The following is a 17,404-nucleotide window of genomic DNA, read 5'->3' as shown; positions in this document are numbered from 1 at the left end:
CAAGGAGACGCGAGATTGTCCGGAAAGACCGTCGAACGCATATCGGCCATCGCCGCCCTCATCATCCTGCTCGCGGCCTGGATCGCGGGCGGGGTGCGCTCCAAGGGGGCGACCCTGGAGCGCATCGGAAACATTTCCGAGGAAATCGTCGACGTCAGGCAGGTCGGCCCCTCGGTCTACGAAGGACACCGCCGTGGCGACGCCGGGGACAAGCTCTGCATCGCCGTCGCCGAACATCCCGGCTACGGCGGGCCGGTCCAGGTCGCAGTGGTGATGAACTCGGCCGGGATAATTGAGCGGATCGCTCTCGTCGACACCACCGACACCACCACCTACGTCAGCCGCGTGCTGGATGCGGGCGTACTGGACGCCTTCCTCGGCACGAGCGCGTCCCGGCCGCCCAAGGTCGACGCCGTCACCGGCGCAACCCTGTCCTCCACGGCCATGATAAAAGCCGCCAACAAAGCCGCCGCGCACATCAAGGGCACCGCCGGGGAAAGCGGCCCGGTCGCGGTCTCTCCCGACGAAATGGTGAAGGCGGGCCTGACCGCTGCGCTGTTCCTCGCCGCACTCCTCATCTCCAGCCGATTCTTCCGATGGAACAAGACATACGCCCGGCTGGGCCTGCTGACAGCGGCCACCGTGATACTCGGTTTCCTGTACGGCACCCAGCCGTCCCTCGCCTCCCTCGCACTGCTTCTGGCCGGTTTCTGGACCAAGGGGTTGGCGTCCTATACGGCACTGATCTGCCTCGTCCTGGCCTTCGTCGTATTCTTCGCCACGAAAAAGAATTTGTACTGCGCCATGATCTGCCCCTTCGGCGGCCTGCAGGAAGGGCTGGGCAGAATCACCAAACGCTCACCGCCCGAGAGAACCGCCTGGATGAAATGGATTTCGCGCGGCTTCGCCCTGACGGCCCTGAGCGCCGCGCTCTACTTCCGCAATCCGTCCGACGCCGAGTACACGCCGTTCGGGATGGCCTTCTCCTTCATCGGCTCCACGGCGATCTTCGCCCTCACCGTTCTGATCCTGGTGGCCTCCCTCGTAGTGAAGCGGCCCTGGTGCGCGCTCCTGTGCCCGGCCACGCCCGTGTTCGATTACCTCGCCTTCATGCGCAACTGGCTCACGCGCGGCAGGAAGAAGGAGAAACAGTCATGACTTTCAAAAAAGTGTTCAGCCTGGCGATATTCATCGCCTTTGTCGGCCTCTGCGGCTTCGAGCTGACGAACCAGATCAGGGAAAGCGCGGAGCGGGACCTGGCGTCAGTTCGCTATGTGCGCGGCATCGCCTCGGAGACGGACGCTCCCGCACAGGGACAGGCCCCATCCGGCGCCACGCCGAAAAAAAACCAGGATTTCAACTTGGATGACATCTTGAAGGAGACCGATCTCGATGGTTAGCAGACGCGGATTTCTCGGCGCGATCGGCGCACTCGGCGCGCTCGCCTGCGCCGCCCCCATCGCCGGGCTGACCAGCGCGGCCCAAGGACGGCCGCTTCACAAACGCACCGAAACCCGGTTGATGATGGGCACCTATGCGGCGATTTCTGCCCGCAGCGAAAGCCGCGCCCGGCTGGACGAGGCAATGGAGCGCGCCTTTGCGGCGATGAGCCGCGCAGAGACGCTGTTCACCCGTCGCAGCGGCTCCTCGCCGCTGGGAGTGCTCAACGGCCAGGGCATATTGCGGGACGCTCCCGAGCCCGTGGCCGAACTGCTCAGGCACGCACTTCGCCTGTCGGAGCAGACCCGGGGCGGATTCAATCCGGCGACGGCTCCCGTCCTCGAAGCCCTCTCGGCCTACGGCGCACGGACCATCGAGGAGCTTCCCGCCTCGGTGCGCAAAGACGTCGGCGTCCTGGCTTCCCCCAAGGGCGTCATCATGGACGGATTGGCCATCCGCCTGGCTCAGCCCGGCATGGGCCTCTCCCTGGACGGCATCGCCAAGGGGCACATCGTGGACATGGCGGCCGGGGAACTGGAGAAACACGGCGTAACCGACTTTCTGGTCGACGCGGGCGGCGACATGCGAACCGGCTCAGCCAACGCCCATAGCGGTTGGGCTGTGGGCATCCAGAACGCGTCCGATCCAGCCCGAAACCTCACGGTCTTCCGCCTGCGCTCGGGCGCGGTCGCGACATCCGGCAACTACGAGAGCCGGGCGTCCAGGGGATATGACCATCTGGTCCCGGTCGCTTCCGACAACGCTGCGGCGCGCGCCGTCACAGTGGTCTCGTCCTCCTGCGTCCAGGCGGACGCCCTGGCCACGGCCCTGTTCGCCATGGGCAGGACAAAGGGCAATGCGTTCATCCGGCGCACCCCGGGGTCCGGCTGTCTGTGGCAAACGGAAAAGGGGCTCGCCCCGTCGGGGAACTGGCCCATCGGGGCCTGACGCCCCTCACCGCCGGACGACCGGCTTATTTAAAGGAGAAGGTCCAGCCCTGCTGAAGGCTGGAGGTGAGATCGATCTTGAAGGCGCCCATAAGTTCCCGAACAAAGGATTGTTTGGTGACGGGGCCTTCGAGGAGAGCGGCGCGGCCTTCGATGCCCGCTTCCCGCTTGAGTTCGGCGATGGCGTCCGACTGGGTGCCGATGCGGTCCACGAGCCCCAGGGAGAGGGCCTGCCTGCCGGTGACGGCCCGGCCGTCGGCAATGGCGGCCACGCGGGCCCGGTCCATACCGCGCGCCTCGGCGACGTGATCCACGAACTGATCGTGAAGGTCGTGCATGAGGTCGAGCATCTGTTCACGCTGCGCGTCGGTCAGATTCCGCAGAGGAGTGCCCGCGGCCTTGTACTTGCCGGTGGTGAGGACCTCCGGCTTGATGCCGAATTTTTCCATGGCGTCCGCCACGGTGACAAACTCGGCCATGACGCCGATGGACGCGGTGATGGACCCGGAGTTGGCGTAGATGATCCGGGCCGGACAGGAACAGTAATAGCCGCCGGACGCGGCCATGGAGCCGTAGGAAGCGATTACCGGCTTGATGGCGTTCAACTTCTTGACCGCCGCGTATATTTCCTGGGAGGGCGCGATGGCCCCGCCGGGTGAATCGACGCGCAAAAGCACGCCCTTGACGGAACCGTCATCCTCAAGCGTGCGGATGAAATCGACGACCCGCGAAGAGTCGAGGATCATGCCGTCCACATGGACGACGCCGATCTTGTCGCCGGACAGGGCGAAGGAGCCGGGCATCCACCCCATGGCGCGGAAAAAGGCCATGACCCCCGTTATGAGGGCCATGGCCAATATAATCATCATCACCCCAAACAAGAAGGGGTGGCGCTGGGAGAAACGGTCTTTGGTTCCTGCCATGCGCATGACACTTCAACCTACTTGGTTTCTTCTTCCTCGGCCGGAGCCTCGGCTTCGACAACCTCTTCGGCTGCAGCGGCTTCTTCCTTTTCGGCAGCGGCCAGGGCATCGCCGGCGGCTTCCTCAAGCTTTTCGCGGAGCAGGTCGCCCAGGGTGGAGCCAGCGCTCACGCTGTCGCCGCCAAAGGACTTGGACTTGCCGCCGCCGGAGCGGACAGGCTCTTCCTTGGTCTGCTTGATGGACAGGCCCAGACGACGCTCGTCGGCGGACACGTGGATGACCTTGGCTTCGATGGTGTCGCCTTCCTTGAACATCTCGGAGGGGGACTTGATCTTCTTGCGGCTGATCTCGGAAACGTGAACCAGGCCTTCGATACCTTCCTCGACCTCGACGAAGAGACCGAAGTCGGTGATGTTGGTGACAACGCCGGAGACCTTCTGGCCCACGGGGTACTTGGCCGGGACATGGGTCCACGGGTCTTCGGTGAGCTGCTTCACGCCCAGGGTGAACTTCTCGTTCTCCTTGTCCACGGTGAGGACCTTGGCCTGGACGGAATCACCGACCTTGTAGACCTCGGAGGGGTGGCGGATCTTCTTGGTCCAGGAGATGTCGGACACGTGGATCAGGCCGTCGATGCCTTCCTCGATGCCGATGAACACACCGAACTCGGTGATGTTCTTGATGGCGCCCTCAAGGACGGTGCCCTCGGGGTACTTCTCGGCCACGACATCCCACGGGTTCGGGGAGATCTGCTTCATGCCGAGGGAGATGCGCTTCTTGTCCGGGTCCACGCCGAGGACGACAACGTCGACTTCCTCGCCGACCTTGACCATCTGGGACGGGTGACGGAGCTTGCGGGTCCAGGACATCTCGGAGATGTGGACCAGGCCCTCGACGCCGTTCTCCAGCTCGACGAATGCGCCGTAGTCGGCCAGGTTGGTGATGACGCCGGTGAAGCGGGAACCCTCGGGGTACTTCTCGGCGATGTTCTCCCACGGATCGGGAACGAGCTGCTTGAGGCCGAGGGAAACCTTCTGGCCTTCGCGGTCGAAGTTCAGGATCTTCAGTTCGAGATCGTCGCCCAGGCCGACCATTTCCTTGGGATGCTTGATGCGCTTCCAGGACATGTCGGTGATGTGCAGCAGGCCGTCGAGACCGCCCAGGTCGATGAACACGCCGTACTCGGTGATGTTCTTGACCTTGCCCTGCACAACCTGACCCTCTTCGAGGGTTTCCAGCAGCTTCTCGCGCTGTTCGCTGCGCATCTCTTCGAGAAGCACGCGGCGGGACACGATGACGTTGGAACGGCGGCGGTTGATCTTGAGGATCTTGAAATCGAACTCCTGGTTGACCAGGGCGTCCATGTCGGGGACGGGACGCAGGTCGACGTGGGAACCGGGCAGGAACGCCTCGACGCCACCCAGGTCGACGGTGTAGCCGCCCTTGATGCGGCGAATGATCCGGCCGACGACTTCGCCGTCCTTCTCCTGGAGTTCTTCCAGTTTATCAAAAAGCTGCATCCGCTTGGCCTTGTCGCGGGACAAGTAGATGGTGCCTTCGGCTTCGTTCTTGCGGGCGACGAAAACGTCGACCTTCTCGCCGACGGACACGGTCACGGTGCCGTCAGCCTCGGTGAATTCGGAAACGGGGATTTGTCCTTCGGACTTGAAGTTCACGTCGACGAGCACGTAGTCCTTGTCGACCTTGACGACTTCACCGGAAACAATAGTCCCTTCGTCCAGATCACCGAAATCGGAATTCAGATACTCGTCAAGAGCATCGGCGAAATTCATCTCCATTTCGGGCATTTCAACAGATTCATTAGTTTTTTCCATGGGTTACCTCCACAACGGACCTCGGACAAAGTAGTATTAACGTATATTTTCAAGATGAGGGTTCCGTGCTGGCGGGTCATCGTTTCCGAGGCAGGCGAGCCCCGTTCGCACGGTCGGCACTTGCGGCCGATCCCGACATCCTTACGTTCTTTAATAGGAAAACCTGCAATTCAAACAAGTTATAAAACAGTCATTCTCCCATTATAAGAAGAGCCATGTACGTATCGGAAATAGCGCACCCTGTAAACCTTTTTTTGACAAGGTTCCGGCACACGACAACCTTCCGGACACGCACCCTTTGCCTAACCGGGGCGAGTCATGTAATATGCCGTCGTAACGAGATATGGAGGGCGGAATGTCTGACGATCAATTTCAAATCTTCCTGACCGAAGCGCGGGCCGGATGGCTGGAAGCCCGCCTGGTTTCGGGCGATTCCCATTTCGACCTGAGCGTCAACTCCAATTTCTCCGAGCCCATCAAGGACCTCTTCCGCTGCCTGTGTGACGTCCACGGCCTGGATGCGCCCACCGATATGGAAGTGGACTATCGACACACCGAATTCGAATGGGGCGGCGAGGGATGGCTCTACTACTGGATCATCACCCCCAGGCCAAACGGCGTGCTCGACATCGCGGTTGATTTCAAAGGCAAGCGCGAAGTGGGCGGCGAGGAATACCCGGTCTGGAAGATCGAGACTTCGACCACCTGGAACGAGCTTGCCGCGCAGGTCTTCACCCAGGCCTCGGAAATGCTCTGGATGTACGGCTTCACCGGCTATTATGCCCGGTGGCAGAAGGATTTCCCGGCCGGGGACATGATGCGCCTGGGCCACCTGCTCCACGACCGTTCGGTCGACACCAACGACTTTTCCCGCGAGCTGGGCTACCTGGCCGAGACGAGGTAGCGCCTCCTTGCGGCTGTGGACCCTCCATCCCCGCTTCCTCGACACCAAGGGGCTGACCGCCGTCTGGCGCGAGGGACTCCTCGCCCGCAAGGTCCTTCGCGGCGGGACCAAGGGGTACACGAGACACCCTCAGCTCATCCGTTTCCGCGCCCACCCCGACCCGTTGGCCGCCATCGACGCCTATCTCGCGGGCATCCTCGGCGAGGCTCGCGAACGGGGCTACAACTTTGACGCCTCCAAAATAGATGAACGCGCCCGCGCGATCCCCATTGCGGAAACCACCGGACAGCTCGACTACGAATGGCGGCACCTGCTCGAAAAGCTCCAGCGGCGCGCCCCGGACCGCTTCGAGGAACTGCGCGACCAGAGCCCGGCACCCCACCCCCTCTTCGTCCTCGAAGCCGGAGACGTGCGGGACTGGGAGATCCGCTAGCCCCCCAACACCGTTCAGGCCGTCGCGGCCATGACAATTCCGTCGAAAATGCGAAATTCGTGATTTTCGCGCTTTTCACATAGCCCATATCGACGGCTAATGATCGAAATTGTTGCACGTGAAACGGAAGTGAACTATCACGTGACAAAATGCGGCTTGCCGGAAATCCGGGCCGATACGTGCATAGAGGATTTCCGGCGACGCCCTGTCGTGAGAATTTCTCGACCCGAACGCCCTGGAGGGGGATACTATGAAACGCATTGTCCTGTTGGCCTGCGCACTCGTTCTCTGTGCTTCCACCGCCTTTGCCGGCACACCCGTCAAAGTGGCCCACGCCACCTGGGTCGGCTACGGCCCGCTCTACATAGCCAAGGAGCTCGGGTGCTTCGACAGGGAAGGCCTGGATGTGGACATGGTCATCATCGAAGATGAGGCCCAGTACGCCGCGGCGCTCGCCTCCGGCAACATCGACGGTTTGGGCAACGTGCTCGACCGCGAGGTCATCCACTACGCCAAGGGCACTCCCGAAATAGTGGTCTTCGGCATGGACGAGTCCTCGGGCGGAGACGGCGTGATCGCCTCCGGCGAGATCAAGACCGTGGCCGACCTCAAGGGCAAGACCGTGGGCATGGACAAGTCCTCCACTTCCTATTTCTTCTTCCTGTCCATCCTCGCCAAGTACGGCGTGGACGAAAAGGACATCACCATCATGGAAATGGGCGCTTCTGACGCTGGCGCGGCTTTCGTGGCGGGACGCATCGACGCCGCCGTGACCTGGGAGCCCTGGCTGGCCAACGCTGGCCAGCGCGAAGGCGGCCACGTGCTCGTCTCCTCCAAGGACATGCCCAAGACCATCGTGGACGTCTTCGTGCTCAACGCCGACTACGTCGCCGAGCACCCCGAGGTCCCGGCCAAGATGACCAAGTGCTGGAACGAAGCCATCGCCTGGTACGCCCAGAACCCGGAAAAGGGCAACGAAATCATGGCCAAGGCCATGGGCCTCAAAATCCAGGAAATGGCCGACATGGCCGCGGGCGTGACCTTCATCGGCAAGGACGACAACAAGGCCTTCTTCGACAAGACCAAGGCCAACAGCATCTACGAAGTCGCCGAACGCGCCATCTCCTTCTGGAAGTCCAAGGGAATCATCACCAAGGACGTGAGCGTGGACAAGCTCATCAGCGCCGACTACGTCAACGCCGATTAACATGAGACAAAAAAATCCGGTGCGAAAAGGGGCGTGGCTGGCGGCCGCGTCCCTGTCCGCCGTCTTCTGCATCTGGGCCGGCCTGGCCTACACGGGTTCGGTCAAGCCGCTGTTTCTTCCGCCGCCCCACAAGGTCTTCCTTTCCTTTGGGGAAATGTTCGACGAAGGGATTCTCTTCTCCTACACCTGGGACAGCGTGTATCGGGTCATGGTCGGCTGGTCCCTGGCGGCCGTGACCGCAGTTCCCCTGGGGCTGTTTATCGGCACGTCGCGCCGGGCCTCGCACATGATCGCCCCGGTCATGGAATTCGCCCGATACCTGCCGGTGGTCGCCCTGGTGCCGCTCACCCTGCTCTATTTCGGCATCGGCGACGCCCAAAAATTCGCCATCATCTTTTTGGGCACCTTTTTCCAACTGGTCCTGATGGTCGCGGACAGCGTAGCCTCCGTGCCCGCCGACCTGAGCCGGGCAGCGGCCACCCTCGGCGCGAACCGGATGCAGACGTACCGGCTGGTCCTGTTCCCCGGCGCGCTGCCGGGCATCATGGACGACCTGCGCATCACCGTTGGCTGGGCCTGGACCTATCTGGTGGTGGCCGAACTGGTAGCCGCCAACTCGGGCCTGGGCTACATGATCCTGCGCGCCCAACGCTTCCTGGCCATTGACCGGATATTCGCCGGACTCATCATCATCGGCGTGCTCGGCCTGCTGACCGACTACCTGTTCAAACTGCTCGGCCGCATCATAACCCCCTGGAGCGACAAGCAATGACCATGCTCTCCATAACCAACCTGGGCAAGGTCTTCGACTCCAACAAGGGGGTCGTGACCGCGCTTGAAGACATCAACCTGACCGTGGACCGGGGCGAGCTGGCGGTCATCGTCGGACCGAGCGGCTGCGGCAAGTCCACGCTGCTGAACATCGTGGCCGGACTGGAACACGCCTCGTCGGGCGAAGCCGCACTCGAAGGCAGCCCCATCACCGAGCCGGGCGCGGATCGGGGCATGGTCTTCCAGTCCTACACGCTTTTCCCCTGGCTGACCGTGCAAAAGAACGTGGAGTTCGGCCTGCGCCTCAAGGGAGTGCCCACGGCCGAACGCGCCCAGACCGCCAGACGCTATATCGAAATGGTCGGCCTGTCCGGGTTCGAGAACTCCCTGCCCAAGGAACTCTCGGGCGGCATGAAGCAGCGCGTGGCCATCGCCCGCGTATTGGCCAACAAACCGGCCATGCTGCTCATGGACGAACCGTTCGGAGCCCTGGACGCCCAGACCCGGCTGCTGCTTCAGGAGCTACTCCTTGACGTCTGGCGCAAAGAGTCCAGCACCATCCTGTTCATCACCCACGACATCGACGAAGCCATCCTGCTGGCCGACAACGTCTACATCATGTCCAGGCGGCCGGGCCGTCTCAAGGCGCGCGTCCCTGTGAACATTCCGCGCCCCCGCGACCACAAGGCCTCGCTGACCCCGGAATTCTCGCGGGTCAAGTCGCAGATCATGGAGCTTCTCTGGGAGGAGATCGCCGCCGGCTAACCCGCCTCCCCGGCTGTAGCCGCCAAAAACGGCTCCGGGCCGGGATCACAGGCGGGCACCTCCCAACGAATATCCTTGACCTCAGCCGCCCCCCTTGATTATGGAATGTCCCACGCGCGCCAGTAGCTCAGGTGGATAGAGCATCGGCCTTCTAAGCCGACGGCCGTGGGTTCGAATCCTACCTGGCGCACCAAACATTTTAAGCGGTTACGGCATTCTGTCGTAACCGCTTTGATTTTGCTATATATTATCTGTGTGCAAACAGACTGAAGAAGCTTCAAGAAATACTTTTTAGGACCTTTCGATTTGTCAGGAAAACTCCTGCCGAGGTTAAATTGAAACGTTCAGCCATCCTTTTAAGCATCATTTTGCTGCTGCCCCTCAACGCCTGGGCTCAGTCCATCCTGCCGCTCTCCTGCTCCGACGTAACCAAAATCGAAATATGGCGTTTGCGCGGGGAGGCTTGGCACTGCCCCTCCAAAGAGGGGTATAGCTATGCCGTCATCGTCTACCTTACGAAAGAGGCGCAGGAACGAATGGCCAAGGTCTATGCATCTACCGAGGAGACGCCGTTCATGGTTGATGGATGCCGTTTCATCATCAGGCATGTGCAGATATCGGCTAATGGAAAACCCATCCGAAGCGACGCCCCGGCCTCGGACAACTTCCAGGGAAAGCAGGCTGTCATAAGCAAAAAGACAAAAGCAGCCGCCTTTGAGGCAGCCAGCCAAATCTGCCCCGCCAAGGTGCCGGAAACCTTGCTCACAGATGGGAGCTGACACGCGCCTGAAAAGGGAGAAAGCCCTCACAGGACTTCTTCTCCAGAAATCCGCCCCCGCCGCGGCCTAACCACTGGACAGACCCGGCAAAGCGGGTACAGACTCATTTTCCTCCGGGGCAGGTCCCGGAGCGGATTGAGACGATCATCTTTTTTCCGTATAGAATCCAATTCCTCCACCCAATATAGCCAAGGAGTCCGTATGAGTTACGATGTTGTTTTTCATTTCGACCATGACCCGAAGGCGTTGAAGATATCCTTCAACAACATCAAGAACTACATGGCGCATTTCACCGGGGACAAGCCTGCGGTGTCGCTGGTCGTCAACGGCCCGGGCGTGCAGCTCCTGCTCAAGGACGGCGAATACGCCGGGCAAATCCGTGAGGTCCACGAGCTTGGCGCGGAAATCAAGGTCTGCAACAACGCCCTGAACAGCTTCAAGATCGATCCGGAACAGCTCTGTTCCGAGTGCGTTGTGGTCCCTGCCGGAATCGTGGAAATCGTGGAATTGCAAGACAAGGGCTTCAAGTACATCAAGCCGTAACGGCACCGCGCTGCCAGGCGGTCCGCTACGGTCCCGCCATGCGATCCCGGACAAAACCCCCGCGAAGAATATTCCGGGGGTTTTCCGCTTTTTCGGGAACATTCTCTCCCCTCCTTCATGACGGCGCTGCCGGTTCGGACCGCGCGGGTCGCCGGAACTGATGACGCGACGCGCAGGGGATGCTATCGTGCGCGGCATGGATGAATACGGTTCCATCGCCGCCCTGTACGACCCTATCGTGGGCCCGGCCCTGCTCCCGATCCATCGGGCCATGGCCGAGCGGCTGGCCCCATGCGGCGGCCCGGTCCTGGACCTGTGCTGCGGCACGGGATTGCTGGCGGCGCAGGCCCTTCGGATGGGACTGGCCGTGACCGGCGTGGACATCTCGCCGCACATGCTGGCCGTGGCGCGGAGGAAACGGCCCGGCGCGCGCTACATCCTGGCCGACGCCTCGGCCCTGCCCCTGCCGGACAACGCATTCGCCTGCGCGACCGTAAGCTTCGCTCTGCACGAGAAGCCCCTCCCCACCGCCCGCGCCATCCTGGCCGAGGCGCGCCGCGCGGTCCGTCCGGGCGGCTTCATCCTCGTGGCCGACTATCTGCCGCCCGCGCCTGGCCGGTCCCTGCTCACGGGCGCGGCCATCCGCATTGTCGAACGGCTGGCCGGGCGTTCCCATCACGACCTGTTCCACCGGTACATGGACGGCGGCGGCGCGGTCCCGCTCCTCAAGAACGCGGGGCTTTCCGCCGGTTGCGAGCGGACCTTCATGGGCGGCTGGGTCGGACTTTACGCGGCGGTCCCGGCCCGAGCGCATTGATTTCGCCATTGGCTTTCTTCATAGTTGCGGATAACAACCCACGACCCGAGGGAGCGTCATGTTCGAAGGACTCTGGACACTGGAAAACCTTATCGCGCTGATTACCCTTTCCGGGCTGGAGATCGTGCTCGGCATCGACAACATCGTCTTTGTTGTGGTGGTCACCAACAAGCTGCCCGAGGCATCGCGGGACACGGCCAGAAGGCTCGGCATAGGGCTGGCCATGCTGACCCGTATCGTGCTCCTGCTGGCCATCTCGGCCATCATGGGATTGACCGCGCCGATCTTTTCCGTCCTCGGCCACGTGGTCTCGGGCCGCGATCTGGTGCTGCTCACGGGCGGCCTGTTCCTGCTGGCCAAGGCCACCCACGAGATTCACGACAAGCTCGAAGGGCCGCCCCCGGGCAAAGGCGTGGCCAAGGCCGTGCACTCCTACGCAGGGGCCATCGTCCAGATCGTGCTCCTGGACGTGGTCTTCTCCCTCGATTCCGTCATCACCGCCGTGGGCATGGCCCAGCACCTGACCGTCATGATCGCGGCCATCGTCATCGCCGTGGGCGTCATGCTCATCTTCGCCGGGCCTGTCTCGGACTTCGTCTCCGCCCACCCCACAGTGCAAATGCTCGCCTTCTCCTTCCTGCTCCTGGTGGGCATCTTCCTTATGGCCGAGGGGATGCACAAGCACATCGACCGGGGCTACATCTACTTCGCCATGGCGTTTTCACTGTTCGTTGAATTCCTGAACCTGAAGGTCCGCAAGCGGCGGAGGGCGGCCTCCGGGTCTTAGCCGGCGCGGGGAAAGACAGAAAAAAGAAGGAAGCCGCCTTTGGCGTGGTGTCGGGTGACTTCGCATCCGGCGGACGCTTCCCGCCTCGTTGTTCGAGCGCAAAAAAAGACGCGGCCCGCAATGGACCGCGTCTTGATTTCGCGTTGCCGCGCCGAACGGCTAGATAACCTTGTTCAGCGGATATTCAATGATGCCCTCGGCACCGAAGCTGACCAGTTTCGGGATAAGCTCGCGAACGATCTTCTCCTCGACCATGACCTCGACGGACAGCCAGTTGGGGTCCTGCAACTCGGCCACGGTGGGCGAGTTCAGGGAGGGCAGGGTGCCGTTGAGTTCGGACAGCTTGTCCTTGGGCAGGTTCATCTTGAGCCCGACCATCTTGCCCGCGCGCAGCGCGCCCTGGAGGAGCATGTTGATCTCCTCGATAAGCTGCCGCTTTTCCGGGTTGGCCCAGGCATCCTTGTTGGCGATGATCTGGGTATTGGTCTGCATCAGCTCGGCGATGATCCGCAGCCCGTTGGCCTTGATGGTCGTGCCGGTCTCGGTGATCTCGACGATGCCGTCGCACAACCCTTCGACCACCTTGGCCTCGGTGGTGCCCCAGGAGAAGGAAACGTCCACGTTCACGCCGATGGACTCGAAATACTCCTTGGTGAAGCCCATGAGCTCGGTGGATATCTTCTTGCCTTCAAGATCCTCGGGCCGCTTGTACGGGGAGTCGCCGCGCACGCACAGGACCCAGCGGGCCTTGCGGTTGGAGACCTTGGAGTAGATGAGGTCGTCGACCACCACCACGTCGGACTTGTTCTCGCGAATCCAGTCCATGCCGGTCAGGCCGACGTCAAACGTGCCGTTTTCGACGTACATGGACATTTCCTGGGCACGCGCCAGAGAACATTTAATGCGGTTGTCGTCGATGTCGGGGAAGTAGTTGCGCTCGTGCAACTTGATCTTCCAGCCCGCCTTTTCGAAGAGCTTGAGGGTCGCATCCTGAAGGGAGCCTTTGGGTACGCCGAGTCGAAGGAACTGTTCACTCATTATTTATAAACCTCTTTGGGGTCGAAGACGAGGGGCGAGCACAAGCTCTCCTCGCCGTCCTTGAGTTCGCGGTAGAAGCAGGAGCGGTAGCCCTTGTGGCAGGCCGCGCCGCCGATCTGTTCGATGAGAAGTACCAAGGTGTCGTCGTCGCAGTCAATGCGGATGGACTTCACCTTCTGCGTATGGCCCGAGGTACCGCCCTTATGCCACAGCTCCTGTCGGCTGCGGCTCCAGTAATGGGCCTCGCCGGTTTCCAGTGTTTTGTCCCATGACTCTTCGTTCATGTAGGCCATCATCAGGACCTCGCCGGTTTCGGCGTCCTGAGCGATGGCGGGCACAAGCCCATTCATCTTTTCGAAATCTGGTCTGATCACTTGCGGTACCTCGTATCAGATGGTGTTTCTGGGCCCGGGATTGGGCCGGGGGCTATATAGCCAATACCGTGCCAAAGCGCAACCGGCGCGCCCGGACGTCACCCGATTGTCATTTGCCGTCCCGGTTCCGGAGCAGTCCGGCCGTCAGCTTGCCCATGCCGCGAGCCGCGAACCCGAGGCCGTAAACGAAAAAAATCACGGCCACGGCGAGAGATATGCTGGACATGGGGTCGCCCGGATTGCCCAAATGGGCCGCTCCCGCCAGGGCGCAGAACACGCCCACCAGACACAATGCGGCGAACAGCAGGTCCATGGGGCCGGTCTCGTCGCGACACGCCTTGAGCCAACGCCGGAAGCGGCTGCGCTTGAGGGCGGGGTCCAGGGTGCGCTGCCTGTTGGGCAAAACCCGGCTGAAACCGAAGCTCGGAGGCGCGTCCTCACGCTGCATGGTCCGCATGGAGCGGGTCAGCACCGCCACGTAGCGGATCAGCACGAACATGACCACGCCGAAAAACACATTCAACCCCACGGTCACGGTTCCCGGAACGGCCACGTTCATGGAATCGGCGGCCCGGAAGGTCAGCGGGACGAAATCGTACAAGCCATGGAACAGGACGGCCAGCCCCAGGGCCTTGAGATACCGCCCCGCGCGCTCACCGCGCGAGAATGCGGCCAAGCCCACGTGGTAGCCCATCACCGCTCCCACCAGCGCGTGGCACGGCACGGCCAGAAACGCGCGCCCAACGGCCACGTTCAAGCCGCCGTCCAGGACGTAGAGAAGGTTTTCGGCCGTGGCGAAGCCAAGCGACACGGTCACCCCGTAGACGATACCGTCCATGGGCTCGTCAAAAGCCGGATGATTGACGCAGTACCGCCTGAGCGCGATGAGCTTGAAGCACTCCTCGGGCAGGGCGGCCATGAGAAACGCCTGCCCCGCGCCCATGAGGTAGGGATTGTCCGAAGGCAGGGCCGAGGCTATCAGGGAGAGAAACGGATAAAGCAGGTAGATGCCGAGGACGATGAGAACCCCGAGAAGAAAGGTCGAGATCAACGCCCCGGCCGGTTCGGGATACCTGTCGTTCGACAGGAACAGCCACAGGAGCACGGCGGACGGCACCACGGCCATGAGGAAGAGCAGGATTTCCACGGAGGGCCTCGTCAGGTTTGTTTGCGACCCATATTGGATAGCCGACCGCGCACCGTGCGGTCAATGCCGTTTGACGCGTCGGACAGGCTGAGGATAAGGCCTCCCACAGACGGTTCGCGCGGGGCCCATCCCCTCCCTTTGCCGGGCGCGTCCCTGCCGCCCGCGACGCTGTCGACATTTACCGCCGAATCATTATCTGCTACACCTCGCCACACGTAACCCATACAAGGAGAACACGGACATGCCCGTTCGTTCCAAAGATAATTTTCTGGTTTTCGGCGCACCCCGCATAGAGCAGGACGAGATCGACGAGGTAGTGGCCTCCATGAAGTCGGGCTGGATCGGCACCGGCCCCAAGGTGGCCCGGTTCGAGAAGGACTTCTCGCAATACGTGGACGCCCCCTACGCCGCGGCTTGCAACTCCTGCACCGCCGCCCTGCACCTCTCCCTGGTTGCCCTCGGCCTCAAGCCCGGCGACGAGGTCATCACCACGCCGCTTACCTTCTGCGCCTCGGTCAACGCAATCATCCACGCCGGGTGCACGCCCGTGCTGGCCGATGTGGACCCGGTCACCCAGAACATCGACCCGGTCAGCATCCGAGAGAAGATCACCCCGCGCACCCGGGCCATCCTGCCCGTGCACTTCGCGGGACGGCCCTGCGACATGGATTCCATCATGGCCATCGCCGACCAGCACGGCCTCAAGGTGGTGGAGGACTGCGCCCACGCCATCGAGACCACCTACAAGGGCCGCCACGCCGGCACGTTCGGCAACTTCGGTTGCTTCTCCTTCTACGTGACCAAGAACGTCTGCACCGGCGAGGGCGGCATGGTTATCGCCCGCGACGAGGAGGACATCCGCACCGTCAAGGTGCTCGGTCTCCACGGCATGTCCGCCGACGCGTGGAAACGGTTCTCTGACGAGGGATACAAGCATTACGAGGTGGTCCACGCCGGGTTCAAGTACAACATGATGGACATCCAGGCCGCCATCGGCATCCATCAGCTCAACCGGGTGGAAGAAAACTTCAAGCGGCGCTGCGAAATCTGGGACATGTATCAGGAGGCGTTCCGCGCCCTGCCCGTGGGCATCCCCGCCCCCGAGGAGCCGGACACCCGCCACGCGCGGCATCTGTACACCATTATGCTCGACCCCGTGGCCTGCGGCATCGACCGCGACCAGTTCCTGGTGCGGCTGACCAAGGAGAACATCGGGGCAGGCGTCCACTACCTGGCCATCCCCGAGCATCCCTACTACCAGGAGCGGTACGGCTGGAAGCTGGAAGACACCCCGCACGCCGTCGCCCTGGGCCGCGAGACCATCAGCCTGCCGCTGTCCGCGAAACTTACCGACGACGACGTGGCCGACGTTATAAAAGCCGTGAATATCTGCCTGGGGGCGTAAAAGCCCCCGGCTCCGGCCCGCTACTCGTCCCCGGCCAGCCTGTTGCGCCCGCCCGCCTTGGCCGCGGCCAGATATTGCTCCGCCCTGGCGACCATGGACGCCGCGCTGCTCAGTTCCCCGTTGCCCGCGAGGCCCATGGAGACGGTCACCGTCAGCTCGGGATGGATTTCGTCCCACGGATACCGCTCCACGGCCTGCCGTATGTTTTCGCAGGCCACGGCCGCCCGTTCCCGGGCGGTATTGGTGAACAGAACCACGAAATCCTCGTCACCGTATCGCGCGACCACGTCGCTCTTGCGGGTATGCCGGGAAAACAGCTCCGCGACCTTCTCCAGGACCAGGTCGCCCACCTCTCTGGTGAAGGTTTCGTTCAGGGCCCGGAACCTGTCCAGGCTGCCCATCATGACGGACAGGGGCTGATCGTACCGCTTCGCGCTCTCGAAAAACTGCCGCGCCTGCTCGTCGAAATGGCGGCGGTTGTACAAATTCGTCTGCGGATCGGTCACGGCCAGTTCGTCGAGTTCGCCCCGGCAACGGGCCAACTCCTCGTTCACGGCGTTGTAGGCGTCGGCCAGCTCTCCCAGTTCGTCGTCCGACATCGCCTCGACGCGATGGGGCTCTCCGCCCTGCTCGCGCCCCAGGCGGACGGCCGCGACCAGATCGCGGGCCGCAGCGGATTGCCGCCATGCCAGGCCCAGACCGAACAGCCCGACAAACGCCGCCGCCACCGCCATTCCCACGCCCATGGACGCGTCCGTCATGCCCATGAAAGCCGCGTCAGCCTCGGTCAGCCGCTCCGCGCCAGTTTGCGCGACCAACGCCGCCACGCGCCCGCCCACAGTCACGGGCTCGGCGCGTTCCAGCACTTCGCCGGACACGGTCTGCCCGACCTTGAAGGGACCGGCCGGATGCAAAACAGTGCCGCGTTCATCCATCACAAGAAAACGAAACGGTCCGCCCTGCCACAGCTTGGACGCCCCATCGACCGGAGATAAAAAAACGCCGAACGGTTCGGCGAGCATGGCCTTGTCCAGTCCGCCGTGCCGGGCGGCATAATCGGCGAGGTCCGATTTGAACAATGCGAACTCGCGGGCCGAGACATACTCCGTAAAATCGCTCCGAATAAGCTGCCGGGCGACGAGAATTGCCGCCAGACAGCCTACAAGGCCGACGACTACGTAGCTCACGGTCAATTTGGATTGCATATGCATTTAAGGAGCCTCCCGGCTGACTATAGATAAGGCTATCCCAATGATGCCTATACTTCACTAATCCCATCGACGAGTCAA

At 62.3% G+C, this 17,404-nt stretch carries 19 protein-coding genes and 1 tRNA gene; 14 read left to right on the top strand and 6 right to left on the bottom strand.

Translation table 11 applies throughout. The features are described from left to right. Positions 1–15 precede the first annotated feature (15 nt). From LF599_RS01320 to LF599_RS01310, 3 genes are read left to right on the top strand one after another with little or no spacing between them, the layout of a single operon-like run. The gene (locus tag LF599_RS01320) at positions 16–1,158 is read left to right on the top strand and encodes an FMN-binding protein (protein WP_279522000.1); all 1,143 of its coding nucleotides are present in this window, start codon (positions 16–18) and stop codon (positions 1,156–1,158) included. Beyond that, positions 1,155–1,400, top strand: a complete 246-nt coding sequence (locus LF599_RS01315; protein WP_279521999.1) for a hypothetical protein — start codon at positions 1,155–1,157, stop codon at positions 1,398–1,400. Before LF599_RS01320 ends, LF599_RS01315 begins: the two co-directional genes overlap by 4 nt. After that, entirely contained in the window at positions 1,393–2,388 is a 996-nt protein-coding gene (locus tag LF599_RS01310) for an FAD:protein FMN transferase (protein WP_279521998.1), read from the top strand. The genes LF599_RS01315 and LF599_RS01310 overlap by 8 nt, the downstream gene beginning before the upstream one ends. Positions 2,389–2,413: 25 nt before the next feature. Here the strand turns inward: LF599_RS01310 and sppA are convergent, their stop codons facing one another. Then, positions 2,414–3,310 (bottom strand): signal peptide peptidase SppA, encoded by an 897-nt coding sequence (gene sppA / locus LF599_RS01305; RefSeq protein WP_319023427.1) that lies wholly within the window; start codon positions 3,308–3,310, stop codon positions 2,414–2,416. Between the two features lie 17 nt (positions 3,311–3,327). Next, positions 3,328–5,145 carry a 30S ribosomal protein S1 gene (locus LF599_RS01300; RefSeq protein WP_279521996.1) on the bottom strand — a complete coding sequence of 606 codons (1,818 nt, stop codon included), beginning with the start codon at positions 5,143–5,145 and terminating at the stop codon, positions 3,328–3,330. Positions 5,146–5,500: 355 nt separating this feature from the next. Between LF599_RS01300 and LF599_RS01295 the strand changes: the two genes are divergently transcribed. From LF599_RS01295 to LF599_RS01250, 10 genes are all read left to right on the top strand, one after another. Continuing rightward, entirely contained in the window at positions 5,501–6,049 is a 549-nt protein-coding gene (locus tag LF599_RS01295; protein ID WP_279521995.1) for a hypothetical protein, read from the top strand. A gap of 7 nt (positions 6,050–6,056) precedes the next feature. Then, positions 6,057–6,482 carry a pyrimidine dimer DNA glycosylase/endonuclease V gene (locus LF599_RS01290; RefSeq protein ID WP_279521994.1) on the top strand — a complete coding sequence of 142 codons (426 nt, stop codon included), beginning with the start codon at positions 6,057–6,059 and terminating at the stop codon, positions 6,480–6,482. A gap of 250 nt (positions 6,483–6,732) precedes the next feature. Then, the gene (locus LF599_RS01285) at positions 6,733–7,689 is read left to right on the top strand and encodes an ABC transporter substrate-binding protein (RefSeq protein WP_269940872.1); all 957 of its coding nucleotides are present in this window, start codon (positions 6,733–6,735) and stop codon (positions 7,687–7,689) included. A gap of 1 nt (position 7,690) precedes the next feature. After that, positions 7,691–8,461, top strand: coding sequence for an ABC transporter permease (locus LF599_RS01280; protein WP_279521993.1), 771 nt, complete (start codon positions 7,691–7,693; stop codon positions 8,459–8,461). Beyond that, positions 8,458–9,225: an ABC transporter ATP-binding protein gene (locus LF599_RS01275; protein WP_279521992.1), complete on the top strand. Its 768-nt coding sequence runs from the start codon at positions 8,458–8,460 to the stop codon at positions 9,223–9,225. Before LF599_RS01280 ends, LF599_RS01275 begins: the two co-directional genes overlap by 4 nt. Before the next feature lie 116 nt (positions 9,226–9,341). After that, a tRNA-Arg gene (locus LF599_RS01270) sits at positions 9,342–9,418 on the top strand. A gap of 142 nt (positions 9,419–9,560) precedes the next feature. Beyond that, positions 9,561–10,004, top strand: a complete 444-nt coding sequence (locus LF599_RS01265) for a hypothetical protein (RefSeq protein ID WP_279521991.1) — start codon at positions 9,561–9,563, stop codon at positions 10,002–10,004. A 201-nt stretch (positions 10,005–10,205) separates the two neighbouring features. Continuing rightward, positions 10,206–10,547, top strand: coding sequence for a DsrE family protein (locus LF599_RS01260; RefSeq protein WP_269940869.1), 342 nt, complete (start codon positions 10,206–10,208; stop codon positions 10,545–10,547). 160 nt (positions 10,548–10,707) lie between these two features. Next, on the top strand, positions 10,708–11,364 hold the full coding sequence (locus LF599_RS01255; RefSeq protein ID WP_279521990.1) for a class I SAM-dependent methyltransferase: 657 nt from the start codon (positions 10,708–10,710) through the stop codon (positions 11,362–11,364). Positions 11,365–11,422: 58 nt separating this feature from the next. Continuing rightward, on the top strand, positions 11,423–12,151 hold the full coding sequence (locus LF599_RS01250) for a TerC family protein (protein ID WP_269940868.1): 729 nt from the start codon (positions 11,423–11,425) through the stop codon (positions 12,149–12,151). A 159-nt stretch (positions 12,152–12,310) separates the two neighbouring features. Here LF599_RS01250 and hisG read toward each other — a convergent pair whose 3' ends face one another. The 3 genes from hisG to LF599_RS01235 form a co-directional block, all read right to left on the bottom strand. After that, positions 12,311–13,189, bottom strand: coding sequence for an ATP phosphoribosyltransferase (gene hisG, locus LF599_RS01245; RefSeq protein ID WP_279521989.1), 879 nt, complete (start codon positions 13,187–13,189; stop codon positions 12,311–12,313). Beyond that, a complete protein-coding gene (gene hisI, locus LF599_RS01240; RefSeq protein WP_269941110.1) occupies positions 13,189–13,539 on the bottom strand; it encodes a phosphoribosyl-AMP cyclohydrolase in 351 nt (116 codons plus the stop codon). The genes hisG and hisI overlap by 1 nt, the downstream gene beginning before the upstream one ends. A gap of 133 nt (positions 13,540–13,672) precedes the next feature. Continuing rightward, positions 13,673–14,710: a PrsW family glutamic-type intramembrane protease gene (locus tag LF599_RS01235; protein ID WP_279521988.1), complete on the bottom strand. Its 1,038-nt coding sequence runs from the start codon at positions 14,708–14,710 to the stop codon at positions 13,673–13,675. 241 nt (positions 14,711–14,951) lie between these two features. Between LF599_RS01235 and LF599_RS01230 the strand changes: the two genes are divergently transcribed. After that, positions 14,952–16,115 (top strand): DegT/DnrJ/EryC1/StrS family aminotransferase, encoded by a 1,164-nt coding sequence (locus LF599_RS01230; RefSeq protein ID WP_279521987.1) that lies wholly within the window; start codon positions 14,952–14,954, stop codon positions 16,113–16,115. A gap of 20 nt (positions 16,116–16,135) precedes the next feature. Here the strand turns inward: LF599_RS01230 and LF599_RS01225 are convergent, their stop codons facing one another. Beyond that, the gene (locus tag LF599_RS01225) at positions 16,136–17,320 is read right to left on the bottom strand and encodes a GGDEF domain-containing protein (RefSeq protein WP_279521986.1); all 1,185 of its coding nucleotides are present in this window, start codon (positions 17,318–17,320) and stop codon (positions 16,136–16,138) included. Positions 17,321–17,404: the final 84 nt, after the last annotated feature.

Origin of the sequence: Pseudodesulfovibrio thermohalotolerans, from assembly GCF_021353295.2 — a bacterium.
GTDB classification, from domain to species: domain Bacteria; phylum Desulfobacterota; class Desulfovibrionia; order Desulfovibrionales; family Desulfovibrionaceae; genus Pseudodesulfovibrio; species Pseudodesulfovibrio thermohalotolerans.
This window is presented reverse-complemented; position numbering and strand designations above follow the sequence as displayed.

What these genes read in the sequence shown, in the direction of transcription:
- LF599_RS01315 (WP_279521999.1), top strand. Translation starts at nt 1,155, where the DNA reads ATGACTTTCAAAAAAGTGTTCAGCCTGGCGATATTCATCGCCTTTGTC.
- LF599_RS01310 (WP_279521998.1), top strand. Translation starts at nt 1,393, where the DNA reads ATGGTTAGCAGACGCGGATTTCTCGGCGCGATCGGCGCACTCGGCGCG.
- sppA (WP_319023427.1), bottom strand. Translation starts at nt 3,310, where the DNA reads ATGGCAGGAACCAAAGACCGTTTCTCCCAGCGCCACCCCTTCTTGTTT.
- LF599_RS01300 (WP_279521996.1), bottom strand. Translation starts at nt 5,145, where the DNA reads ATGGAAAAAACTAATGAATCTGTTGAAATGCCCGAAATGGAGATGAAT.
- LF599_RS01295 (WP_279521995.1), top strand. Translation starts at nt 5,501, where the DNA reads ATGTCTGACGATCAATTTCAAATCTTCCTGACCGAAGCGCGGGCCGGA.
- LF599_RS01285 (WP_269940872.1), top strand. Translation starts at nt 6,733, where the DNA reads ATGAAACGCATTGTCCTGTTGGCCTGCGCACTCGTTCTCTGTGCTTCC.
- LF599_RS01280 (WP_279521993.1), top strand. Translation starts at nt 7,691, where the DNA reads ATGAGACAAAAAAATCCGGTGCGAAAAGGGGCGTGGCTGGCGGCCGCG.
- LF599_RS01275 (WP_279521992.1), top strand. Translation starts at nt 8,458, where the DNA reads ATGACCATGCTCTCCATAACCAACCTGGGCAAGGTCTTCGACTCCAAC.
- LF599_RS01260 (WP_269940869.1), top strand. Translation starts at nt 10,206, where the DNA reads ATGAGTTACGATGTTGTTTTTCATTTCGACCATGACCCGAAGGCGTTG.
- LF599_RS01255 (WP_279521990.1), top strand. Translation starts at nt 10,708, where the DNA reads ATGACGCGACGCGCAGGGGATGCTATCGTGCGCGGCATGGATGAATAC.
- LF599_RS01250 (WP_269940868.1), top strand. Translation starts at nt 11,423, where the DNA reads ATGTTCGAAGGACTCTGGACACTGGAAAACCTTATCGCGCTGATTACC.
- hisG (WP_279521989.1), bottom strand. Translation starts at nt 13,189, where the DNA reads ATGAGTGAACAGTTCCTTCGACTCGGCGTACCCAAAGGCTCCCTTCAG.
- hisI (WP_269941110.1), bottom strand. Translation starts at nt 13,539, where the DNA reads ATGAATGGGCTTGTGCCCGCCATCGCTCAGGACGCCGAAACCGGCGAG.
- LF599_RS01230 (WP_279521987.1), top strand. Translation starts at nt 14,952, where the DNA reads ATGCCCGTTCGTTCCAAAGATAATTTTCTGGTTTTCGGCGCACCCCGC.
- LF599_RS01225 (WP_279521986.1), bottom strand. Translation starts at nt 17,320, where the DNA reads ATGCAATCCAAATTGACCGTGAGCTACGTAGTCGTCGGCCTTGTAGGC.